Genomic DNA, 21,217 nt, shown 5'->3' on the forward strand with positions numbered 1-21,217 from the left:
CTAATCTGGCGACATGCGCCTTCTTCTCACTCTCTTCGCCTGCACCCTTCTGATTCATGCCTGCGCCCGAGCGGAGACCCGGTCTCCCTGCGCGCTGGTCATGCATCTTGGCCAGCCTTATACAGTCTGCGCCTTCGACGCGGGCGAACAGGCACGGCTCTGGCTGAACCATCCGGATGGGACCCCCTTCGGCCAGTTCGACCGGCTGGCCGCGCATGTGTCAGACGAGGGCCGTGACCTCGTCTTCGCGATGAATGCCGGCATGTATCATGACGACCGCCGCCCGGTCGGGCTCTATATCGAGAACGGCGAAGAGGTCGCGTCCATTGTCACGCGCGAAGGTCCCGGCAATTTCGGCCTGCTGCCCAATGGGGTCTTCTGGATCGATGCAGAAGGCGCCCCACATGTCACGGAAAGCCTGGCTTTCGAGGCACTTGCAGCGGAGGCGCGCTTTGCCACCCAATCCGGCCCGATGCTGGTCATTGAGGGGGAGTTGCATCCAGCCTTTAACGAAGACGGCCCGAGCCGGAAACGCCGCAATGGCGTCGGCGTCAGCGATGACGGACAGACACTCTATTTCGCGATCAGCGATGTGCCGGTCAACTTTCATAGCTTCGCCACCCTGTTCCGCGACGAACTGGACACGCCCAACGCCCTGTTCCTCGATGGCTATGTGTCAAAACTCTACGCCCCCGACCTCGGACGCAATGAGGCGGGGCTGGACATGGGCCCCATTGTGGGGGTGACGCGCCCCTCCGATACCGACTGACCATTTCTGTACGGCGTGCTATAGTGACAGGCGTTTCCAAGGGAGTCCGCCATGGTCGCAAACACTGCTCTCCTGCTGTTCGGCATGTACTGGATAGCGTCCGGCATTGGCCTGCTGACAGGCCCCGCCCGGATCGCACGGCTCATCGACGAGTTCGAAGCCAGCCCTGCGCTTGGCTTCCTGTGTGGCGCGACCATGATCTTCGCAGGCGGCGGAACCTTGTCGGTTCAGAACAGTTTCTCGGGCGTGGCCGACGGCCTCGCAACCCTTCTTGTCGCTGGAGTGCTGGTCGAAGGCCTGCTGCTGGTGGCCTGGCCGAAGCCGCTTTGGGCGCTCGCCCATTGGATGATGCCAGACGATGACCACCTGAAAGGGTTTGGCATCGTGGCCGTAGCCCTCGGAATGGTTGTGTTTGCCATCGGTGCAATCTAGCCCTGTCGGGCAAACATCTTAGGAGACCCATATGTCGGCTGGCCCGGTAACGATTTACGGCTTGAAGAATTGCGATTCCTGCAAGAAGGCGCTGAACGCCCTCGAAGCCTCCGACCGCGAAACCGCGTTTGTCGACATCCGCGAGGACGCTGACCTCGACCGGCTCCTTCCGGCCTGGCTGAAGGGGGTCGGCGCAGAGAAGCTGGTCAATCGCCGCTCGACCACGTGGCGCACCCTGTCGGACGAGGACAAGTCCGGCGCCCTCGGCCCGAAGGCGGAAGCCATCCTGAAATCCTACCCGACCCTCATCAAGCGCCCCGTGATCGATACCGGCGCGGAAATCCTGGTCGGATGGGACAGCGGCACGCAGCAGGCGCTGGCGCGGTGACACTGGAAGACTACAATACCTATTGCGACGGTCTCGGCCAGACGACCCATGTGGTCCAATGGGGCGGCTCGCATGTCTGGAAGATCGGCGGCAAGATCTTCGCCATGGGCACGCCGGATGGTGACCACCTCGCTGCCTGCACATTCAAGGTCCGTCCGATCAGCTTCCATATATTGAAGGAACAGCCCGGCTGCCAGGGCGCGCCCTACCTCGCCTCGCGCGGCATGAAATGGATCCAGCGTTTCTCGGACGAAACGCTCTCCGATGACGATCTCAAGGATTACATCACGGAATCCTTCCGGCTGATTGGCGGCGCGCTCAGCAAGAAGAAGCAACGTGAACTCGGCCTGATCGAATAGGCCCAGGCAGGCGTGTCGCATTGACTTGCCCCCTCCCCTGTGGCGAAGCCCGCCTAACAGGAGACATGCATGCCAAACCCGCTCACCATCCTCATTCCGGCCCAGTTCAATGGCCCGCCCGGCTCCGCAAATGGCGGTGTTTCGGCTGGCCTCGCAGCAAGCCGGATCGACGGCCCGGCGGAAGTTTCGCTGCGCGCCCCGCCGCCGCTCGACGAGTCCATGGACATGGTCGAGGTGGACGACGGATATGAGATTCGTCACGGCAACCAATTGGTCATGACCGCGCGTCCGGCCGCGCCCCTCGCCCCGCCTCCACAAGCGCCAGACTATGAAGTGGCCCGGACCGGCCCTGATCGCTTCCCGCCTGCGGAAACCCATGCCTTTCCGCACTGCTATGTCTGCGGCCCTGAGCGCACCGAAGACGGGCTCTGTCTCTTCACGGGCAGGCCCGACGGCTATGACGGCGTAACCGATGTCTGGACGCCCGATGAAAGTCTCGCAGGCGATGACGGCCTTGTCCGACCGGAAATCCTGTGGGCGGCGCTCGATTGCCCCGGCGCGTTTGCAGTTGGCTTCCAGGACAATCCGATGGTGCTGGCACGGATCACGGCGCAGATACATGAGCGCCCGTCCCCCGGCGCTGACCTCATCGTCGCGGGCTGGTCCCTTTACGATGATGGCCGCAAGCATGGCGCCGCCACTGCGCTGTTTACGCGCGATGGCCAGCTGCTGGCGCAGTCAGAGCAATTATGGATCGAGTTGAAGGCGGCTGCGGCCTGAGAGGTCAGCGCCGACGGCGCGGGTTCAGGTAGAGATTGCGTTCCTGCGTGTCGAGCTGGCGCACGGCCCGCCCGAGATGGAGCTGTTCAACCTCTTTCGCCACATGCCGACGGGCGGCGCCGTTGAATTTCAGCAGGGCACAGAACATCTGCAACACAGCTTCAAGCTTGGCATAGCTTTCCGCCGCATCCACTTTCACGATCCATGAGCCGCCGAGATTGATGATCCGGTGATCGAGCTTGCCGATCTTCCGGCCCCGGTCATCATACAGGCTGTAATCCGCGCCGATGCCGATGACATTGCGGCGCAGGCGGTAGAAGCGCGGGCCTTTTGTAGTGTCGATGAAGAAGGAGAATTTCTCCGGGAAGAGCGGCCATTTCTGCGCCGAACGCTCCAGCTGGATGATCTGGTCGTGGCGGCTGATATTGACCGAATAGGACGGCACCGGCGTGCCCTTGGCGCCAATGCTCAACTGCAGCGACCGCCCCATCAGCAATTCCGCCGTGCCGCGCCAATGCATACCCTCGGAAAACAGTTTCAGAACGAGGCGGCGTTTCATGCCCTCCTCGGTTTTCCACATCTCCTTGCGATAGGCGAGAATGCCTGTCCGCTCGCGGCCATCCTTGACCTGCCCGAAGATCTCCATGTCCTTGGTGAACTGGTCCGACGCGGCCTCATGCTGGGTCTGCTTCATGATGCCAATTTCAGTCGGGTTCAGATCCGTCGCCCAGAGGTCCACCTTGAAGGTCTTGTATTTCGGCTTTGCCTTGGTCTCTTCAGCACCGCCGAATGTTGCAGTAAAGGCCATGAGGCACGTCTCCGAATCCGCGTTCCAATATGCTGGAACCGTCTCAGATCAGGGTCGAGATAAGGTTAACAAAAGCGGGGAAACGCTTAATCAACTGCATTTTAAGGCTGGCGCGCCCCTTGGCCGGTCCCCCGCCCCACGCCTGGATCAGTCGCCAGAGTCCCGGAGTGCATCATCGAGGAAGCCAAGAATCTTCGGCCAGCTGTCCATCTGGGAAGCATGATTGGTCACCGTCGTGCCGCCATATTCAGAGTCTTCAGCCTCCGAAGGCTCCTCTGCGGGCACACCGGCTACGAAATGGCCTGCCTCCGGATAGGTCAGGATGGTCACGTCAGACCGCTCGCCTGCCCGCGCCCGAATCTGCTCCGACATGTCACAGGACGGCCACAACATGTCCGCACCCCCGCAGATCAGCAACATGGGCGCGCCAATCTGTTCCACCGGAATAATGGCGGGGGAATTCTTGTCCAGCGCGGCGAGGCCATTGGCATACAGGGAATAGAGTCCCAGCTCCGGGTCCCACGCTCCGTAGGGCACGGCAGGATAGGCCTCTCCGTTCAGGGACCATGAGGACTCTGCGGGCCGCCCGTCAAAGGCCCAGTTGATCCCGGTCCACGAAACGCTCGAAGGTACAGCCGCGACGATCGCGGCAATCTCGCGATGGCGCGACGCCACGATCAGGGCGGCCTCGGCCCCCTTCGACGTGCCGTAGATGCCGATATGGCCAGCCTCCACCTCTTCCCTGTCCTGAAGCCATGCCAGCGCATGATCAAAGGTCTCAAGCGGGACCCGTTCCAGATTTTCCAATTGCCCCGGCGCGCGATAGAACGACACTTGCAGGACATTGTAGCCATGATCCCGCAGCGCCAATGCATCCCGCCTGGCACCGCTGCCCAGTCCGCCCTCGGACCCGCCCAGCAGCAAGATGGCCGGCCCGGCTGAAGCGGCCCTGGCCGGGAAATAGTCGGCGTACAAGGTCTCCGTGCGCAGCTGCTGGTCTTTGCGAATGTCCACTGTCAGGTCCGTATTCACAGCAGGTATGGGCGCCGAATGCATACAGGCCGCCATAACGCCCATCAGGGCCAGCAGGGAAAGTCGGCGCGACGCGCCACGCAAAAGCTGCATGATCGAACTCCATTCTTGGTGCCCATGCAGCTTCCCGCCGTTCGAGGCCTCTGCCAAGGGGGCTCATGGCGCACATGCCGGGTTTGCAGCCACCCCGATTTCAGGCTATGCAAGACCTATCCGAGGGGCGCGCATGGCAAGCGCTGAGATGGAGCCGACACCGCTCCAGCACCCTTTGAACCTGATCCGGTTTGCGCCGGCGTAGGGACGGAATGAAATCGCGGCCCCTACGGCCCGGATTCCCTCTCTATTCCCTTGGTGCAGGCCTCAATGCTCGCGAGGATGCGCCATGAACAAGCCCACGGACCAAAGCCAGTTCGAGACCCCCAAAGTCACCACCGGCGCCCTGCCCGCCAGCCGCAAGGTCTATTCCCACCCCGCTGACGCGCCGGACATTGCCGTGCCGCATCGCGAGATCGACCTTCACCCCAGCGCCAATGAGCCCGCCGTGCCGGTCTATGACACGTCCGGCCCCTACACCGATCCGTCGGTTACCATCGACGTGGAAAAAGGCCTCGCCCGCGACCGGCGTGCCTGGGTGCTGGAGCGCGGCGGCGTCGAGGAATATGACGGACGCCATGTGAAGCCCGAAGACAATGGCGGCGCACAAGGCAAATACCTTGCCCGCGAATTCCCGGTCACGCACAAGCCCCTGCGCGGCCTGCCGGGCCACAAGGTCACGCAATACGAATTCGCCAAGGCCGGCATCATCACGAAAGAGATGATCTATGTCGCCACGCGCGAGAATATCGGCCGGGCCCAGGCCGCCGAAGGCGCCGCCGCACAGATCGCGCAGGGCGAGAGTTTTGGCGCGCACATCCCGGAATTCATCACGCCGGAATTCGTCCGCCAGGAAATTGCCGCTGGCCGCGCCATCATCCCGTCCAACATCAACCATGCCGAGCTGGAGCCGCAGATCATCGGCCGCAACTTCCTTGTGAAGATCAATGCCAATATCGGCAATTCGGCCGTGACCTCGTCGGTCGAGGAAGAGATTGACAAGATGGTCTGGGCGATCCGCTGGGGCGCCGACAATGTCATGGACCTGTCGACAGGCCGCAACATCCACAACACGCGCGAATGGATCATCCGCAACAGCCCCGTGCCCATCGGCACGGTGCCGATCTACCAGGCGCTGGAAAAGGTCGACGGCGTCGCCGAGGATCTCACCTGGGAAGTCTATCGCGACACGCTGATCGAACAGTGCGAACAGGGCGTCGACTATTTCACCATCCATGCCGGTGTGCGCCTCGCCTATATCCACCTCACCGCCGACCGCGTCTGCGGCATCGTCTCGCGCGGGGGCTCGATCATGGCGAAATGGATGCTCGCCCATCACACCGAAAGCTTCCTCTACACGCATTTCGAGGAAATCTGCGACATCATGCGCGCCTATGATGTCAGCTTCTCATTGGGCGACGGCCTGCGCCCCGGCGCCATTGCCGACGCCAATGATGCGGCCCAGTTCGCGGAGCTGGAAACGCTCGGAGAACTGACGAAAGTGGCCTGGGCCAAGGGCTGCCAGGTCATGATCGAAGGGCCGGGCCATGTGCCGATGCACAAGATCAAGGTGAACATGGAGAAACAGCTGCGCGAATGCGGCGAGGCCCCCTTCTATACCCTCGGGCCCCTCACCACCGACATCGCGCCCGGCTATGACCATATCACCTCCGGCATCGGCGCGGCGATGATCGGCTGGTATGGCACGGCCATGCTCTGCTATGTGACGCCCAAGGAGCATCTCGGCCTGCCTGACCGCGACGATGTGAAAGTCGGCGTCGTCACCTACAAGCTCGCCGCCCATGCGGCCGACCTCGCCAAGGGCCACCCTGCCGCGCAATACCGCGACGACGCCCTCTCCCGCGCGCGCTTCGAGTTCCGCTGGGAAGACCAGTTCAACCTCTCCCTCGACCCCGAAACCGCCCGCGACTTCCACGACCAGACCCTGCCCAAAGAGGCCCACAAGGTCGCCCATTTCTGCTCCATGTGCGGCCCCAAATTCTGCAGCATGAAGATCACCGCCGAAGTGCGGGAATATGCGGCCGGCATGAGCGAGAACGAGCGGACCGATCTTGAAAAGCAGGCCGCCGAAGCGCGCAAGGGGATGGAAGAGAAGAGCCGCGAGTTCATGGACAAGGGCGGGGAGATTTATGTGGGGGAATCGGACAATGTGTAAGATGCAAGAGGTTCAATTATGAGCGAACCTCCCTCAGAATACGAGAAACGCATTGTACTTTTTGTAGACTTCTTGGGCTTCAAAGAGCACGTGCATCGAACTTTGATTGATGCCGAGCATATCTCTAGAGTCTCCGACGCAATGAAGTTGCTTGGAGAGATTGGCGATATGTATATAGGCTTCGAAAGCAAGAAAGTTTCGCAATTCTCTGATTGTCTTGTCGTTTCGTATAAGATCAATGAGGAATCAGCGGTCTTCTGGTTAGTGGATGCCATCGCCACCCAACTCATCACCCTTGCCTATCAGGGATTTTTGGTCCGTGGTGCTATTACAGTTGGCCAGCTTTTTCATACGAATGAACAAGTTTTTGGACCCGCGCTCGTTTCTGCATATGAACTCGAATCCAAGGCTGCTGTAGTACCTAGAGTTCTTATTGACAGTTCGGTGTATAAAGCCGCGCGCACCGGTAAATCTTGGCAAAACACGGCGGACCAAGAGGAAGAATACGTCAAAAGTTTCATTGTAACTGATGCAGATGGACGTGATTACATCGACTATGTGTCTTGGAAAGCCGTAGTGGAGTCGGTCGGCCATGAACCCGACCTACATCCAGGATACCTTGCAAGCATTAAAAACTTGATCGAATGCGGATTAACTCACTCCGACCCAAAGGTGGCTGGTCGTTATGTCTGGCTTCAAAGGCAACTCCGAGCAGCAATCGAGCAGGTCAAAAACCTACCGATCGATCACCCATATCGGGTCGAAAACCCGAACAATTGTGCGGTTGTCGAATCTTTGGACGACCTTGAAGAACTTGCAGAAAAAATCGACATTTCGATTTTGCCGACATGGATACAGTAGGCTTGAGGTGTGTCACTTAAGCGGCCAGCCCAGCCACCGCAACATCACCTGCACACGCTTCATCGCGCTCACGAAATTACTCTGCAAGTAATCCGGCTCGCTGACGGCGCGGATGTTTGGGAACTTCGTTGGCAAGCGCAGAGTGGGTTGAGCGGAGCGATACCCACCGTGCCGTGTCTGCGGCGAGTCCGGTTGGTGGGTATCGGCGTTGCCCGGGCCCACCCTCCCCCCGCACATTGCCGCCGCAGCCACTGTCACCGCCCACCGGCTCGACATTGCCACGCCCCGCCTCCAGCGCTAATCCCCCCTCATGACTGACAGCCCTTCACCAGACTCCGCCCGCCTCGACGAGCTTGAAATGCGTGTGGTCCATCAGGACCAGACGATTGAGGATTTGAACGCGGCCATCACCGCGCAATGGAAGCTGATTGAGCGGCTGGAGCGGCAGGTTGCGCGCCTCGCCGAACGCGTCGCCGACAGCGAGCAGTCAACCGGCCAGGCGGCCCCCGTGGACCGGCCCCTCATTACTAAGGGCGCATGACGAGCTTGCCACGCCCGCACAGCGTCATAGAGTGAATCCTCCATATTGGGAGGACACGGAATGATTCAGAAATTTGCACTCACGGCAGCCCTGACAGGCGCACTCATGGCGGGGGCTGCGCCTGCAGCCCATGCGGGCCCGGACGCATATCTCGGCGAGATCATGACGGTGGGCTTCAATTTCTGTCCACGGGGCACGCTGGAAGCCGATGGCCGCCTGCTGCCGATCAATGAGAACACCGCCCTCTTCTCCCTGCTCGGAACACTCTATGGCGGCGACGGGCGCACGACGTTTGCCCTGCCCGATCTGCGCGGGCGCGTTGTGGTGGGCGCAGGCCAGGGCCTCGGCCTGACCGACCGCCGGCAGGGCGCGCGCGGCGGCACGGAGTCTAACATTGCCGGCCCGGCGCTTGCGCATGATGGCGCGGCAAACCCGCTCGGCGACTCCGCCGCCGGCAACAATATGCCACCACCCTGGCTCGCGCTGAAACACTGCGTCGTGACGCAAGGCATTTATCCGTCGCGAAGCTAGGCGGGCCGGCCCGGGAGATTGCGAGCCTGCTGGATACATCCCGCGCTCTCCTCATGCGTCACCCCCGGCCGCGATAGCGGTCTGGGGGCCCAACTCTGACCACGGCGGCGGGCGCGTCATGTGCCGCCCCGCGCGCAGGCGCTGCAGAAAGCGCCGCGCGCTGCTGTGGCGAATTCAGGAGATGGGTCTCCGGAGGGCCTCCCCATCGCGGAGGATGACGGAGGCAAGATATCCGACAGGCCTCCCCACCATGCCACACTCCGCCGCATGGACCCGGCCTATCGCCCCTTCTTTGCCCATGTGTGGGCCTTCTGCTGGCCGTGGCTGTGGTGGAACCTTGCGCGACTGACGGCCTGGCGCAAACGCACGGGGCGGCGCGTCTTCGTCTCGGTCGATAAATACGGCAATGTCTTCATCCGCTATATCGGCGATGCGCCGAGGCCGGACAATGCCTACACCTACACGCCGCCGCGTGTGCCGCGCTGGCAGAACCCGTCGCTGGCAAGCGACCTGCCCTGCGGCCTCGATGTACCGTCCGATTTTGTAAGGACCACTCCGTACATCTTATGGACACTTTATGGACCAGTTCGGGACCAGTTCGGCAACGCGCTGATCAGCCGGGTCAGCCCGGCCCGCGCACCGCCCTGACCGCTGCCTTCCTGTAATTCAGCCTATATAACCGGACGGCCCCGCCGCTCCGGGCACAGGTGCTGGCCGGAACGATTCCATTACACCGCCGTTATCTTCGCGAGCCGCGCCTTTTGCGGCACAGTAACAAGAAGGAAACTCTCGCTCATGAGTACAGGAAAAGTCGTAGGAATTGTCGTCGCGGTCGTTGCAATTGTCGGGGCCGTCTGGGTCGCCACAACGCTGATCGATGTGGACCAGACCGAACCGGGCAAACTGCCGGATGTGGATGTCGCCATTGACGCCGAAGCCGGCAAGATCCCCGAATATGATGTGGACACCGGCGAAGTGGAGGTTGGCACCGAAACCGAGACCGTCCTCGTTCCTGAAGTCGTGATGGTCGAAGAAGAGGTCGACGTGCCGACCGTCGATGTGGAAGAACCGGAAGACGACCGCGAGGAATAATCGCGCACATTTGAGCCGGACGCCCTGAACACGGGGGCGCCGCAGGAATTCGGAACGGCGGGCAATGAAACTTGCCCGCCGTTTCCGTGTGCGCGGCACAGTCAGCGCGCATTGGGGCCGCGAAATTTTGATCCAGGCCGCTGAACCAAAGTCTGCGGCGCGCGTTGAGTGCGCAGTGTCTGCCGGAGGAAAGGATCCCCGCTCATGAAACGCTCCCTGCTTGTTCCCGCTATGGCCGCCCTGTTCCTGGCCGCCTGTTCCGATGATGCCCCGGAAACCCGGACTGCGCCGCAGGACCCGGTCCAGCCCTATGCGGATGATGTCGACATCGCCCCTGCCCCGGATGAAGAAGAGACCTTCACCGACACGATAGACCGGGAAGACATGGTCGCCTCCGGCCCGAATCTTCTGGACGCCGTAGCCGCCGATCCGCGCCTGTCCACGCTGTATGGCGCCATCGAAGCGGCCGGTCTCGACGAGACCCTCGCCACAGGTGGGCCGTATACGATTTTCGCGCCGACCAATGACGCCTTCGACGCCCTGCCTGAAGGCCAGCTCGAAGACTATCTGAAGCCCGACAATACCGACAAGCTGGTCCGGATGCTGGAATACCATATTGTCGAAGGCGAAGTGCGCGCTTCCACTGTGCCACCTGCCGAAGAGGGCGTGCCCACGGCCAGCCTGAACGGGCTCGACCTGTCGGTGCGGGACATGGGCGGCGGCCAGCTGATGATCAACCAGGCCAGCATTCTCGAAACCGATGTCGAGGGCGGCAATGGCATCGTCCATGTCATCGACTCCGTGCTGGTGCCGCGCGAGACCGAATAGGTTTGCGCTGCAACGCATGTGAACAAATAGAGAAAATGCAAGGTGTCATTAACCCATCCCGCTGATAGGATGGGCGCCATGACCGTCACGATTCGTATTCTCGGAATTGATCCCGGACTCCGCCATACCGGCTGGGGCGTGATCGAGCAGACCGGCGCCCGGCTTGCCCATATTGCACATGGCGTGATTTCGGTTGACCCCGGCCTCGCCATGTCGGAGCGGCTTGGCGGCATCTTCGAGGCGGTCGGCGAACTGGCCCGGCATTACGGCCCGCATGCCTCGGGCGTGGAGGAAACGCTGGTCAATGCCAATCCCCGCTCGGCGCTGAAGCTTGGCCAGGCACGCGGCGCAGCCATGGCGGCGCTGTCCATGGCCGGTGTTCCCGTCGCCGAATTTGCCCCGCGCAAGATCAAGCTGGCTATTGTTGGCACGGGCACGGCCGACAAGGACCAGGTGGCCTTCATGGTCAAACGCCTGCTGCCCCGCGCTGGAGAGATGAAATCGGACTCTGCTGACGCCCTTGCCTGCGCAATCTGTACCGCCCACCATCTGCCGCTGGACCTGAAGCGGGGCGCGGCATGATCATTGGCAGGCTGACCGGGACCGTCGCCGCCCTCGGCACGGACAATATCCTGATTGACGTCAATGGCGTCGGCTATGTTTGCATGGCCGGCACACGGCTCTTGTCCAAGGTCCATGTCGGCGAGACCAGCGTGCTGCATGTCGAGACCAAGGTCAGCGAAGCGGCAATCACGCTCTATGCCTTCGGCTCGGATGAGGAACGCGCCTGGTTTGTCCGCCTGCAGGATGTGCATGGCGTGGCTGGCAAGGCCGCAATGGCGATCCTCGATGCAATCACGCCAGCGGAATTGATGGATGCCATCGCGCTCGGAGATGCCTCCGTGCTGACGCGGGCGAAGGGCGTCGGCAAGAAGCTGGCCGAGCGGATCACGGGCGAACTGGCTGGCAAGCCGCCGCCGATGGGCCGGTTCGGCAAGTTCGAGACTGCGCAAGTCGCCGGCCTAGCCAGCGCGCCCGTCGCCGCAACCACTGGCGTGCGGAGCGAGGCGATCTCGGCGCTTGCAAACCTCGGCTATGCCCAGTCCGATGCTGCCCGCGCCGTGGCCAGCGCCGCGAAGGATGCCGGGGACGATGATGTCAGCCTCCTGATCAAGGCGGCCCTCAAGGAACTCGCACGATGAGCCGTGAGGGCACCGTTTCTGATCCCAATGCGCAAGGTGGCGACGCGCTGGACCGCGCGCTGCGCCCGCAGGCGTTTGATGATTATGTCGGGCAGCGCAAGGCAAAATCGAACCTCAAAGTCTATGTCGATGCGGCCCGCAAACGCGAAGAGGCGCTGGACCATGTCCTCCTGTTCGGCCCGCCGGGGCTCGGCAAGACGACGCTGGCGCAGATCCTTGCCCGTGAAATGGGCGTCGGCTTCCGCGCGACCTCCGGCCCCGTCATTGCCAAGGCGGGTGACCTGGCGGCGATCCTGACAAATCTCGAGCCCAATGACGTCCTCTTCATTGACGAGATCCACCGCCTGCCGCCGGTCGTGGAGGAAATCCTTTATCCGGCGATGGAGGATTACGCCCTCGATATTGTCATCGGCGAAGGCCCGTCCGCGCGGTCGGTGCGGCTGGACCTGTCCCCCTTCACCCTTGTCGGCGCCACCACCCGGGCCGGCCTGCTCGCAACGCCGTTGCGTGACCGGTTCGGCATCCCGATGCGGCTCGAATTCTATGAGCCGGAAGAACTGGCCCGCATCGTCATGGCCGCAGCGCGCAAGCTGACCGCGCCGATCACGGAGGAAGGCGCCGTCGAGATCGCCAGCCGCGCGCGGGGCACGCCGCGTATCGCGCTGCGCCTGCTGCGCCGGGTACGGGACTTTGCCGAGGCCGATGGCGGATCTATCACCCAGGAATCGGCGGCGAGCGCGCTGAAACGGCTGGAAATCGATTCCGATGGCCTCGATGCGCTGGACCGGCGCTATCTCCATGCGCTGGTGAAAACCTATGCCGGGGGGCCGGTCGGCGTGGAAACGCTGGCGGCGGCCCTGTCGGAGGCGCGCGATGCGGTGGAAGACGTGATCGAGCCTTACCTGATGCAGAAAGGCTATGTCGCCCGCACGCCGCGGGGCCGGGTTGCGGCGCCTCTGGCCTATGAACGCCTTGGCCTCCCGAGTCCTGGCGGGCAGCAGACGGGCCTGTTCGGCGAAAAATAGCCCCCTGCCCGGCGGGGTACGTAGTTTTCCCGATTCCGCGCGGCTGCGCCCCATGTCCTGATAGGGTCAGACACACCAGATCAGGGAGCCTATCCACATGTCTCACACCCCCCACGAACTCGTCGAGGAATTCCCGGACGCCGCCGAGCGCATCCATGCGCTGAAGGAGACCGACGGACATTTTGCCCGCCTCGCCGACGACTATCATGAGGTGAACCGCCAGATTCACCGCATCGAGACAAATGTGGAGCCGGCAAGCGATGCCTTCCAGACCCAGCTGCGCAAGCACCGCATGGCGCTCAAGGATGAAATTCACACCATCCTGACCGCCCCCGCCTGAGCGGATATGAGGGAACCGGATCATGGGTAATCTGAGCGTTGATGCCCTGGCCATTGCCGCCCTTTTCGGCTTTGCCAGCCTGTTGCTGATCGGGGCCGGCCTGACGGCGTGGCTGTGGAAACAATCCGGCAAGTCCGAAGGGGATTTGTAAGCGGAGCCGAGAACATGACGCACCATATCGGAGAACTGGTCGGCGAGTTCCCGGACGCCGTGGACCGCATTCTCGAACTGGAATCGACCAATCCGAGATTCTCGGATCTGGCCGATGCCTATGATGAGACCATGGACGCCCTGCAACAGCTCGAATGCCGGCTGGACCCCGCCGCCAGCGAGGAGGAATGCGCGCGGCTGCACCGCCGCGAAGTGGAACTCCTGCAGGAACTCTGCACCCTCCTCGTGAGCTGAGATTGTTCGGAGACAGAGATATTTGTCATCCCGGAATGTGCGCCAGCAAATAGCCGGGAGCCTGCGCCGATAGCTTCGTGCGCACCCGTCATCCTTCAACTTCGCTCAGGATGAGTCCTTGCTTTATGCGCGCTCATGCTGAGCGAAGTCGAAGCACGGACGCGGGCTGTGGCCGGATAAGCGCGGTGCGCTTTCCGGGATGACAGGATTGCGGGGTTGATGTCCTCCCTGCACAAACATCCGGACTGGCACTCGCCATCCGGGTATCCCTCATTCCAGCTCCGCGAGGCGAAGCCGAGGCGCGGCGGGCGCCGTGGCGCTCCGCCTTGAGTTTGGAATGGCTACGGAATGGAGCGTTACCGCCCGCCGCGCCGGCCAGGAATTTCGGCGAGCACCCTCAAGGGGGCCCATGGTCCCGGGTCTTCGTTACCGGCGCCGCGCGAACGGATCCATCGTGCTTTCCCACGCATGGCCCATCCGGGGATTGCTCCCGGGCTGCCGGACGAGGCGGATTCCCAACTTGCTTTCGCAAGCCCACCCTGGCCTGACCTGCCTAGGCGCGCATCGGACCGTCGCCCCGACCCGCACCCTCCTGACCCTGCCCCCACAACCAGAACGGTACCTGATCCGGCTCCTGTGAGAGCAGATGCTTAGTATGGGGTAAGGGGGTATCAGGCGGATACGGGATCAAAACCTCACCTCCGAAGATACCTGCGAATGCAGGTATCCATCTCCTGCTGCTCCCTCATGCACAGGAGGAAACATCCGGAGATGGGCCCCTGCCTCCGCAGGGGCCTGCGGGGAAGCCTATCTCTCTCCCACAAACACCGCTTCCCCGGCATGCGCCGGAGAGGCGGGGAGAGGAAACCGTCTTTCCTCACGCGTCATCCCCGACGCGCAGCGTCTGGGGACCCATCTCTGAAAGATGCCCCCGGAACGTCCTGCGCGGTGAAGGGATTGCGGGCGTGCAATGCCCCTCGCTCATATGGCGTCGTCCCGTGATGCCCCCCAGACCGCCAATGCGGTCGGGGGTGACGCCAGGAGTGCAGACCGCTCCCTACCCCGTGATCTCGAACCACAAATCCTTCCAATGAGGATTGCGCTCCGTGATCAGATTGATCTTGCTCTTCCGCCGATAGGATTTCAGGGATTTCTCACGCGCAATCGCTCTGCTGATCTCATCATGCAGTTCGTACCAGACAAGCATCCGGCAGCCATGCGTCTTGGAAAAGCCCCGGAACACGCCTTCGCGGTGTTGCCAGACGCGCTGGACAAGGTGGGACGTGACCCCGGTATAGAGCGCGCCCTGCTTGCGATTGGCCATCATGTAGACGGCAATTATGCGGTCCTCATTGGCCATGCCCAGCTCCCTTCCCAAACCTCCCTACACAAGAACAAAAATTGCGTCATGCCCGATGGCCGCAGGCCATCTGGGAACCCATCTCTGAACGATATTACAGAGAACGTCATGCGCCGTGTGGAGAAACTCGCACGCCCCCGCACCGGACGCATCCGGTTGCCCCGTTCAGCGATGGGCCCCCAGACGCTGCGCGTCGGGGGTGACGCCAGGAGGAGAGGATGGCCCCTTCACTTCCCTGCTAGGGCAAAATAAAAACTCTCCAACCGACAGCCACAACGAGCCATAACCCAATAAACGATCTGAGCTCCCTAACTCATCCACCTCAACACCCGCGCCTCAATCGGGTTCGCGAAGTCGCGCCCTTCTGTCCGGCATTCCGTCCACTCACGTTTTAGCCGCTGGTACCATTTGGCCTGGATGTCGATGTCGTCGATCCACATCATGGCTTTCTGGTGGGCCATGCCCTGATTTTGCAAATCCACCATGTCGCCATCCTGGCGCAGGAATTTGCGGGCCATCGGCTTGGCGATGGGCACGGCGAGGTGGAGCAGCGGCGCGCCGGTCCACCAGGTGAACTGGGTGATCCGTGTGCGTTTCGGGGCCTCAGGCGTCAGGCAGGTGAGCGTCAGCAGGCGGGCCTTGTCATTCGAGATGATCTCCCAGCGATAGCCGGGCAGCTGGAACCGGATCTCGGTTTCCACATCATCCCCGAAGACCCAGCGATACAATTTCGAGTTCGAGCTGGGCGGATGGCGGTCAATCGCCCAGCCGCGCTCCGTCGGGATGAAGGGCTTTTCCTTCAGCTTCAGGCCCACGGAAGGCGGACGCCACCACCATTGATTGTGCACGAAGGGCACATGGGCCGGGTCCATCAGGCCGACCACGGCATCATCCATATGGGCGTTGAACACGTCATGGATGACAAAGCCGGGCTTGTCCGGCAGCGGGCCGAATTCCGGTGGCGGCACGGCGGGGGGCGTGTCCGCGCGGGGATTGTGGGCGACATAGAGATAGACCGCGCCATTGGCCTCATGCACCGGATAGCGGCGCACTTTTACCCTGGACGGGTCATAGGGGCTGTCGTCGGTGAGGGACGGCATCAGCTTGCAGCCGCCATCCGTGCCAAAGCGCCAGCCATGATACGGGCATTGCAGCGTCCACTCGCCATCGGTCTCCAGCTGCTGGCCCGCAGACAGCGGCACGAGGCGGTGGGGGCAGATGTCGCGCAGGGCGAACGCCTCCCCTGCCGGGGTGCGGCCGACCACGACAGGCTCTCCCAGCACCATGATGCGATGCTGCTTGCCCGGGGCCAGGTCGGTCGACGGGGCCGCGAGATACCAGCTGTCGGTGAGGTAGCCCTCCTCGGTGATGCCCGTCTTGGGCGCGGTGTGTTGTGTATCTGGCATGGGCAGGACCGGTCTTGTGACGATGGTCCCTGATTACCGCATTTGACCGGGGGGAACCAGAGCGCGGGCTGTCGCGGGACTGCGCCCCGATCCGGGCCGAATATTGCCAGCGCGGCGATTGGCAATAAGGTGTCGCCTTTGGTGAGGACACTGAGGGGGAGCGGCATGGCCGAGACAGCAGTCAACAAGGGATTCCTGGGATGGGTGGAGAAGACAGGCAACCGCCTGCCGGACCCGGTGTTCCTGTTCTTCTATTTGATTATTGCCCTGATGGTGATCTCGCAGATCGCGGCCTGGGCCAGCCTCACGGCGCCGCACCCGACCCAAATAACCGAGGCAGGCACGCCGCTGGTGATCGAATCGGCGAGCCTGTTCTCGGCCGAGAACATCCAGCGCCTCTGGGTGGAGATGCCGAAGACGTTCACCCACTTCCATCCGCTCGGCTATGTTCTGGTCGTGATGCTGGGCGCGGGCGTGGCCGAGCGCTCAGGCCTGTTCTCCAGCGCGATCCGCGCGGCGGTGCGCAATGCGCCGAAATTCCTGCTGACGCCGCTGGTGGCGCTGGTGGCGATGCTGTCGAACCATGCCGCCGATGCCGGCTATGTCGTGATGATCCCGCTGGCGGGCATATTGTTCGCCTCGGCCGGGCGCCATCCGCTGGCCGGGATCGCGGCGGCGTTTGCGGGCGTGTCGGGCGGGTTTTCCGCCAATATCTCACCGGGCCAGTTGGACGCGCTCCTGTTCGGCATAACTGAGGCAGCCTATGGCGCGAGCAATATCGACGCCGGATGGGCCATGAACATTGCCGGCAACACCTATTTCATCATCGCACTGCTGGTGATCTACCTGCCGGTTATCTGGTATGTGACCGACAAGATCATCGAGCCTCGCCTTGGCACATGGATTCCGGGGCCGGAGGCCGCCGTGCAGGCGGGCGATGAGGACAAGCCCCTCACCCGGGACCAGCAAAAGGGCCTGCGCATGTCAGGGCTGGCTGTGCTGGGCGTGTGCGCGCTGTGGGCGTTGATGACGTTCGGGCCGGGCACGCCGCTGCTGGCCGATGGGCCGGGCACCGAGGGCGACCCGTGGTACCAGAAGGCCGGACCGTTCTTCCGTTCCCTCGTCGCAGGGTTCCTCGTCCTGTTCCTCGCCGCAGGCTGGGCCTATGGCGCGGCGGCCAACACGATCAACAATCACCGCGACCTTGTGAACATGATGGCCGAGGCAATGAAGGATATGGGCTATTATCTCGTGCTGGCCTTTGCGGCGGCGCATTTCGTGGCGATGTTCGGCTGGTCGAACCTTGGCCTGATCTCGGCCGTGCACGGGGCCGATGCGATCCAGAACAGCGGCCTGCCGCTGCCGATCGTGCTGGGCCTGATCGTATTATTCTCGGCGTTGCTGAACCTGTTTGTCGGCTCGGCGAGTGCGAAATGGGCGCTGCTGGCGCCTGTGCTGGTGCCGATGCTGATGCTGCTGGGGATCAGCCCGGAAGGCGCAACGGCAGCCTATCGCGTCGGGGATGGCGCAACCAATATCATCACGCCGCTGATGGTCTACTTCCCGCTGATCCTGGTGTTCGCACGGCGCTGGCAGGATGATTTCGGCCTGGGCAGCCTGACAGCGATGATGATTCCCTATTCGGTCTGGATGCTGCTGACGGGTGTCGTGCTGATGATGGGGTGGATTTTCCTCGGCATGGATTTCGGGCCCGGCGCCCCGGCGCATATCACCGTGCCGGGTACGGGCGGGTAGCTAAGTCAGACAGGGCAAACCCGGCCTGGCAGATGCCAGACCGGGCTCCCACCCCGGCGACCGGCCGGAGTTATGGGGCAGCCGACCACCGTCTATGGGGTGAAATTGTGGGTCGGGATCAGGCCGCTTCGCGGTTCACTTCGCCTTCGGCCAGTTGCGACATCTCGCGGTCACCTGAATAGGTATTGTCGAGACAGGTCTGCAGCTGGTCGGCGTCGTCTGTCAGTTTGAGGCGGCGAGCAAAGGCCAGCACGGTGCCGTAGCCGGCCAGCGCGTAGTGCGTCATGCGCTGGTATTGGGAGATGATGGAGGCGTCGCGCACGTCGCCATCCTCGATCTCGGCGTCGATGGCATGGGCCTTGGCCTCTTTGACGAGACCTTCCATGCCCTGGCAGAATTCCCCGCGCGGATCTGCCTTGTGCTTGCGGATCAGCCCTTCGACGGCGTTGATCCCGTCATTGATGCCACTGACGCCGCGCTTCAGTGCGTCCTGCAGCTTCGGATTGTGGGCCTTCTCGGCGAGCTTTTCGGTCACCTTGAGAGATTGACGATTGGCGCTGTAGAGATCCTGCAGCTGGTCGATATAGAGGTCCTGGAGGGTCGTGATGCTCATGGGGAAATCCTTCCTGAGTACGTGTTCGTGATACGCAGAATCAATGGAAGGCCTGCCCGTTCGTTCCGGAGTTTCCTGATTTTAATGGAAAACCGCGACATTCTGCACCTGACGGCGCCAGAACCGGGCCCCGCCTGAACGAGAACGCTTCCCGCGAGGCCAAAGCGCGGTTATATCCCGCCCATGACACCACGCGACAAAATCCGGAATTTTTCCATCATCGCCCATATCGACCATGGCAAGTCGACGCTGGCCGACCGCCTGATCCAGACCTGCGGCGGCCTGACTGACCGGGAGATGAAGGAACAGGTGCTCGACTCGATGGATATCGAGAAAGAGCGCGGCATCACCATCAAGGCCCAGACCGTGCGTCTGGAATACACCGCCCAGGATGGCGAGACCTATACGCTGAACCTGATGGATACGCCGGGCCATGTCGACTTTGCCTATGAAGTCAGCCGGTGCCTTGCAGCCTGTGAAGGTTCGCTGCTGGTCGTGGACGCCTCGCAGGGCGTCGAGGCGCAGACGCTGGCAAACGTCTATCAGGCAATCGACCAGAACCATGAGATCGTGCCCGTCCTGAACAAGGTTGACCTGCCAGCCGCCGATGTGGAGCGCGTGAAGGCCCAGATCGAGGATGTGATCGGGCTTGATGCCTCTGATGCCATCGAGACGTCTGCCAAAACCGGCCTCGGCATCGCCGAAACGCTGGAAGCCATCGTGACGCGCCTGCCCGCCCCGAAAACCGGCGAGGTCGATGCGCCGCTGAAAGCTGCGCTGGTGGACGCCTATTACGACCCGTATCTTGGCGTGGTGGTGATCGTGCGCATTCATGATGGCGTTCTGAAGAAGAAGGCAAAGATCAAGATGATGCGCACCGGCGCAGTCTATGAAGTGGACAAGGTCGGTACGTTCAATCCGAAGATTACCGAAACCGACGCCCTCGGGCCGGGCGAGGTCGGCTTCCTTGTCGCCTCGATCAAGGAAGTTGGCGAAACCGCCGTCGGTGATACGATCACGGAAGAAAAGCGCCCCTGCGACAAGCCTCTGGCAGGCTATAAGGACGTTCAGCCGGTCGTGTTCTGCGGCCTGTTCCCGATGGATGCGGGCGACTTTGACGATCTGCGCGCCGCGATGGGCAAGCTACGCCTGAATGATGCGAGCTTTACGTGGGAGATGGAAACATCTGCCGCGCTCGGCATGGGCTTCCGCTGTGGCTTCCTCGGCCTGCTGCATCTCGAAATCATCCAGGAACGTCTCAGCCGCGAGTTCGACCTCGACCTGATCGCCACCGCCCCCAGCGTCGTCTATGAAATGACGATGACGGACGGCACCGAGATCGAACTGCACAACCCCGCCGACATGCCGGATGTGGTGCGCATCAGCGAGATTCGCGAGCCGTGGATCAATGCGACGATCTACACACCGGACGAATATCTTGGCGGCATCCTCAAGCTCTGCCAGGACCGGCGCGGCATCCAGACCGAACTGTCATACGTTGGCGGACGGGCGATGGTGAAATACGAACTGCCGCTGAACGAAGTCGTGTTCGACTTCTATGATCGCCTGAAATCGATCAGCCGGGGCTATGCGAGCTTTGACTATGAGATTGTCGGCCACCGCGCCGAGAACCTCGTCAAGCTGCAGATTCTGGTCAATGACGAGCCGGTCGATGCGCTCGCCATGCTGGTCCACCGTGACCGCGCCGAAAGCCGGGGTCGTCAGATGTGCGAACGTCTGAAAGACCTCATCCCCCGCCAGATGTTCAAGATTCCGATCCAGGCCGCGATTGGCGGCAAGGTGATCGCGCGCGAAACCCTCAGTGCCATGAGGAAAGACGTGACGGCAAAATGCTATGGCGGTGACGCCAGCCGGAAACGGAAACTGCTCGACAAGCAGGCCGCCGGCAAGAAACGCATGCGCCAGTTCGGCAAGGTCGAGATTCCGCAGGAAGCATTTGTGGCCGCGTTGCGGATGGATGGGGACTAGCCCTTCCGGCCTGTCAGCCCAACAGGACTAGCCTTCGGCGAAATCCGCCCCGTCATGGCGGCGCGGAGGATGCGGCGGAAGGTGGGGCATTCCATATGGCTGGGCGCGCGGCACTTGGCGGCGTGATGCAGGCCATCGCGCATGATCGTCATTTGACGGATCTTCTTGTCCAGTTCGTCGGCCTTGGCGATGAGGGCTGCGCGTTCGATGCGCGGGCCTTCCGGGGACATCATCGCGGCAATCTCGTCCAGTGTGAAGCCCGCCGCGCGGCCGAGCGAGATGAGGCCCAAACGCTCCAGCACATCCGCATCAAACAGGCGCCTGAGCCCCCGCCGCCCCGTCGAGCGGATCAGGCCGCGCTCTTCATAATAGCGCAGGGTGGACGCCGGGATTCCGGATTGTTTGGCAACGTCGGAAATTTCCATGATACAC

26 protein-coding genes and 1 riboswitch are annotated in these 21,217 nt (G+C 62.3%); of the genes, 20 read left to right on the forward strand and 6 right to left on the reverse strand.

The window, feature by feature from the left end:
* Window positions 1-13: 13 nt before the first annotated feature.
* The 5 genes from V7660_RS14890 to V7660_RS14910 all read left to right on the forward strand — a co-directional run bounded on the left by V7660_RS14890 (window position 14) and on the right by V7660_RS14910 (window position 2,728).
* A complete protein-coding gene (locus V7660_RS14890) occupies window positions 14-769 on the forward strand; it encodes a phosphodiester glycosidase family protein (RefSeq protein ID WP_335603837.1) in 756 nt (251 codons plus the stop codon).
* A 51-nt stretch (window positions 770-820) separates the two neighbouring features.
* Entirely contained in the window at window positions 821-1,201 is a 381-nt protein-coding gene (locus tag V7660_RS14895; RefSeq protein WP_335603838.1) for a hypothetical protein, read from the forward strand.
* A 31-nt stretch (window positions 1,202-1,232) separates the two neighbouring features.
* Entirely contained in the window at window positions 1,233-1,589 is a 357-nt protein-coding gene (locus V7660_RS14900) for an ArsC/Spx/MgsR family protein (RefSeq protein WP_335603839.1), read from the forward strand.
* Window positions 1,553-1,948, forward strand: a complete 396-nt coding sequence (locus tag V7660_RS14905) for an MmcQ/YjbR family DNA-binding protein (protein ID WP_335603840.1) — start codon at window positions 1,553-1,555, stop codon at window positions 1,946-1,948. The genes V7660_RS14900 and V7660_RS14905 overlap by 37 nt, the downstream gene beginning before the upstream one ends.
* Before the next feature lie 69 nt (window positions 1,949-2,017).
* Window positions 2,018-2,728 (forward strand): hypothetical protein, encoded by a 711-nt coding sequence (locus V7660_RS14910; protein ID WP_335603841.1) that lies wholly within the window; start codon window positions 2,018-2,020, stop codon window positions 2,726-2,728.
* 4 nt (window positions 2,729-2,732) lie between these two features.
* Here the strand turns inward: V7660_RS14910 and V7660_RS14915 are convergent, their stop codons facing one another.
* Complete coding sequence (locus V7660_RS14915) at window positions 2,733-3,536, reverse strand: hypothetical protein (protein WP_290501701.1); 804 nt, start codon at window positions 3,534-3,536, stop codon at window positions 2,733-2,735.
* 147 nt (window positions 3,537-3,683) lie between these two features.
* Complete coding sequence (locus V7660_RS14920; protein ID WP_335603842.1) at window positions 3,684-4,661, reverse strand: acyl-CoA thioester hydrolase/BAAT C-terminal domain-containing protein; 978 nt, start codon at window positions 4,659-4,661, stop codon at window positions 3,684-3,686.
* A 113-nt stretch (window positions 4,662-4,774) separates the two neighbouring features.
* A riboswitch (TPP riboswitch) is annotated at window positions 4,775-4,886 on the forward strand.
* 64 nt (window positions 4,887-4,950) lie between these two features.
* Here V7660_RS14920 and thiC point away from each other — a divergent pair.
* The 13 genes from thiC to V7660_RS14985 all read left to right on the forward strand — a co-directional run bounded on the left by thiC (window position 4,951) and on the right by V7660_RS14985 (window position 13,662).
* Window positions 4,951-6,837, forward strand: a complete 1,887-nt coding sequence (gene thiC, locus V7660_RS14925; RefSeq protein WP_335603843.1) for a phosphomethylpyrimidine synthase ThiC — start codon at window positions 4,951-4,953, stop codon at window positions 6,835-6,837.
* Window positions 6,838-6,855: 18 nt separating this feature from the next.
* Entirely contained in the window at window positions 6,856-7,698 is an 843-nt protein-coding gene (locus V7660_RS14930) for a hypothetical protein (protein WP_335603844.1), read from the forward strand.
* 310 nt (window positions 7,699-8,008) lie between these two features.
* Window positions 8,009-8,239: a SlyX family protein gene (locus V7660_RS14935; RefSeq protein ID WP_335603845.1), complete on the forward strand. Its 231-nt coding sequence runs from the start codon at window positions 8,009-8,011 to the stop codon at window positions 8,237-8,239.
* Between the two features lie 60 nt (window positions 8,240-8,299).
* Window positions 8,300-8,770, forward strand: coding sequence for a phage tail protein (locus V7660_RS14940; protein ID WP_335603846.1), 471 nt, complete (start codon window positions 8,300-8,302; stop codon window positions 8,768-8,770).
* A 120-nt stretch (window positions 8,771-8,890) separates the two neighbouring features.
* Entirely contained in the window at window positions 8,891-9,418 is a 528-nt protein-coding gene (locus V7660_RS14945) for a hypothetical protein (RefSeq protein WP_335603847.1), read from the forward strand.
* Window positions 9,419-9,565: 147 nt separating this feature from the next.
* Window positions 9,566-9,862 carry a hypothetical protein gene (locus tag V7660_RS14950; RefSeq protein ID WP_335603848.1) on the forward strand — a complete coding sequence of 99 codons (297 nt, stop codon included), beginning with the start codon at window positions 9,566-9,568 and terminating at the stop codon, window positions 9,860-9,862.
* 204 nt (window positions 9,863-10,066) lie between these two features.
* Window positions 10,067-10,690, forward strand: coding sequence for a fasciclin domain-containing protein (locus tag V7660_RS14955; protein ID WP_335603849.1), 624 nt, complete (start codon window positions 10,067-10,069; stop codon window positions 10,688-10,690).
* A 78-nt stretch (window positions 10,691-10,768) separates the two neighbouring features.
* Window positions 10,769-11,272, forward strand: a complete 504-nt coding sequence (ruvC, locus tag V7660_RS14960; RefSeq protein WP_335603850.1) for a crossover junction endodeoxyribonuclease RuvC — start codon at window positions 10,769-10,771, stop codon at window positions 11,270-11,272.
* Window positions 11,269-11,892, forward strand: a complete 624-nt coding sequence (gene ruvA, locus V7660_RS14965) for a Holliday junction branch migration protein RuvA (protein WP_335603851.1) — start codon at window positions 11,269-11,271, stop codon at window positions 11,890-11,892. The genes ruvC and ruvA overlap by 4 nt, the downstream gene beginning before the upstream one ends.
* Window positions 11,889-12,917, forward strand: coding sequence for a Holliday junction branch migration DNA helicase RuvB (ruvB, locus tag V7660_RS14970; RefSeq protein WP_335603852.1), 1,029 nt, complete (start codon window positions 11,889-11,891; stop codon window positions 12,915-12,917). Before ruvA ends, ruvB begins: the two co-directional genes overlap by 4 nt.
* A 97-nt stretch (window positions 12,918-13,014) precedes the next feature.
* Complete coding sequence (locus tag V7660_RS14975; protein ID WP_335603853.1) at window positions 13,015-13,257, forward strand: YdcH family protein; 243 nt, start codon at window positions 13,015-13,017, stop codon at window positions 13,255-13,257.
* A gap of 22 nt (window positions 13,258-13,279) precedes the next feature.
* On the forward strand, window positions 13,280-13,408 hold the full coding sequence (locus tag V7660_RS14980; RefSeq protein WP_335603854.1) for a hypothetical protein: 129 nt from the start codon (window positions 13,280-13,282) through the stop codon (window positions 13,406-13,408).
* A 14-nt stretch (window positions 13,409-13,422) separates the two neighbouring features.
* Complete coding sequence (locus V7660_RS14985) at window positions 13,423-13,662, forward strand: hypothetical protein (protein WP_335603855.1); 240 nt, start codon at window positions 13,423-13,425, stop codon at window positions 13,660-13,662.
* A gap of 1,057 nt (window positions 13,663-14,719) precedes the next feature.
* On the opposite strand, the gene V7660_RS14990 is transcribed toward V7660_RS14985, so the two are convergent.
* Both V7660_RS14990 and V7660_RS14995 read right to left on the reverse strand, forming a co-directional pair.
* On the reverse strand, window positions 14,720-15,022 hold the full coding sequence (locus V7660_RS14990) for a GIY-YIG nuclease family protein (RefSeq protein ID WP_335603856.1): 303 nt from the start codon (window positions 15,020-15,022) through the stop codon (window positions 14,720-14,722).
* Window positions 15,023-15,330: 308 nt separating this feature from the next.
* Complete coding sequence (locus V7660_RS14995; protein WP_335603857.1) at window positions 15,331-16,428, reverse strand: aromatic ring-hydroxylating dioxygenase subunit alpha; 1,098 nt, start codon at window positions 16,426-16,428, stop codon at window positions 15,331-15,333.
* A gap of 165 nt (window positions 16,429-16,593) precedes the next feature.
* Here V7660_RS14995 and V7660_RS15000 point away from each other — a divergent pair, with 165 nt between their 5' ends.
* A complete protein-coding gene (locus V7660_RS15000; protein ID WP_335603858.1) occupies window positions 16,594-18,183 on the forward strand; it encodes an AbgT family transporter in 1,590 nt (529 codons plus the stop codon).
* Between the two features lie 118 nt (window positions 18,184-18,301).
* On the opposite strand, the gene V7660_RS15005 is transcribed toward V7660_RS15000, so the two are convergent.
* On the reverse strand, window positions 18,302-18,796 hold the full coding sequence (locus V7660_RS15005; RefSeq protein WP_335603859.1) for a YciE/YciF ferroxidase family protein: 495 nt from the start codon (window positions 18,794-18,796) through the stop codon (window positions 18,302-18,304).
* A gap of 183 nt (window positions 18,797-18,979) precedes the next feature.
* Here V7660_RS15005 and lepA point away from each other — a divergent pair, with 183 nt between their 5' ends.
* Window positions 18,980-20,785, forward strand: a complete 1,806-nt coding sequence (lepA, locus tag V7660_RS15010) for a translation elongation factor 4 (protein ID WP_335603860.1) — start codon at window positions 18,980-18,982, stop codon at window positions 20,783-20,785.
* On the opposite strand, the gene V7660_RS15015 is transcribed toward lepA, so the two are convergent.
* Window positions 20,782-21,210, reverse strand: coding sequence for a helix-turn-helix domain-containing protein (locus tag V7660_RS15015; RefSeq protein ID WP_335603861.1), 429 nt, complete (start codon window positions 21,208-21,210; stop codon window positions 20,782-20,784). The genes lepA and V7660_RS15015 overlap by 4 nt on opposite strands.
* Window positions 21,211-21,217: the final 7 nt, after the last annotated feature.

Source organism: Hyphomonas sp., assembly GCF_036964145.1.
Lineage (GTDB): Bacteria > Pseudomonadota > Alphaproteobacteria > Caulobacterales > Hyphomonadaceae > Hyphomonas.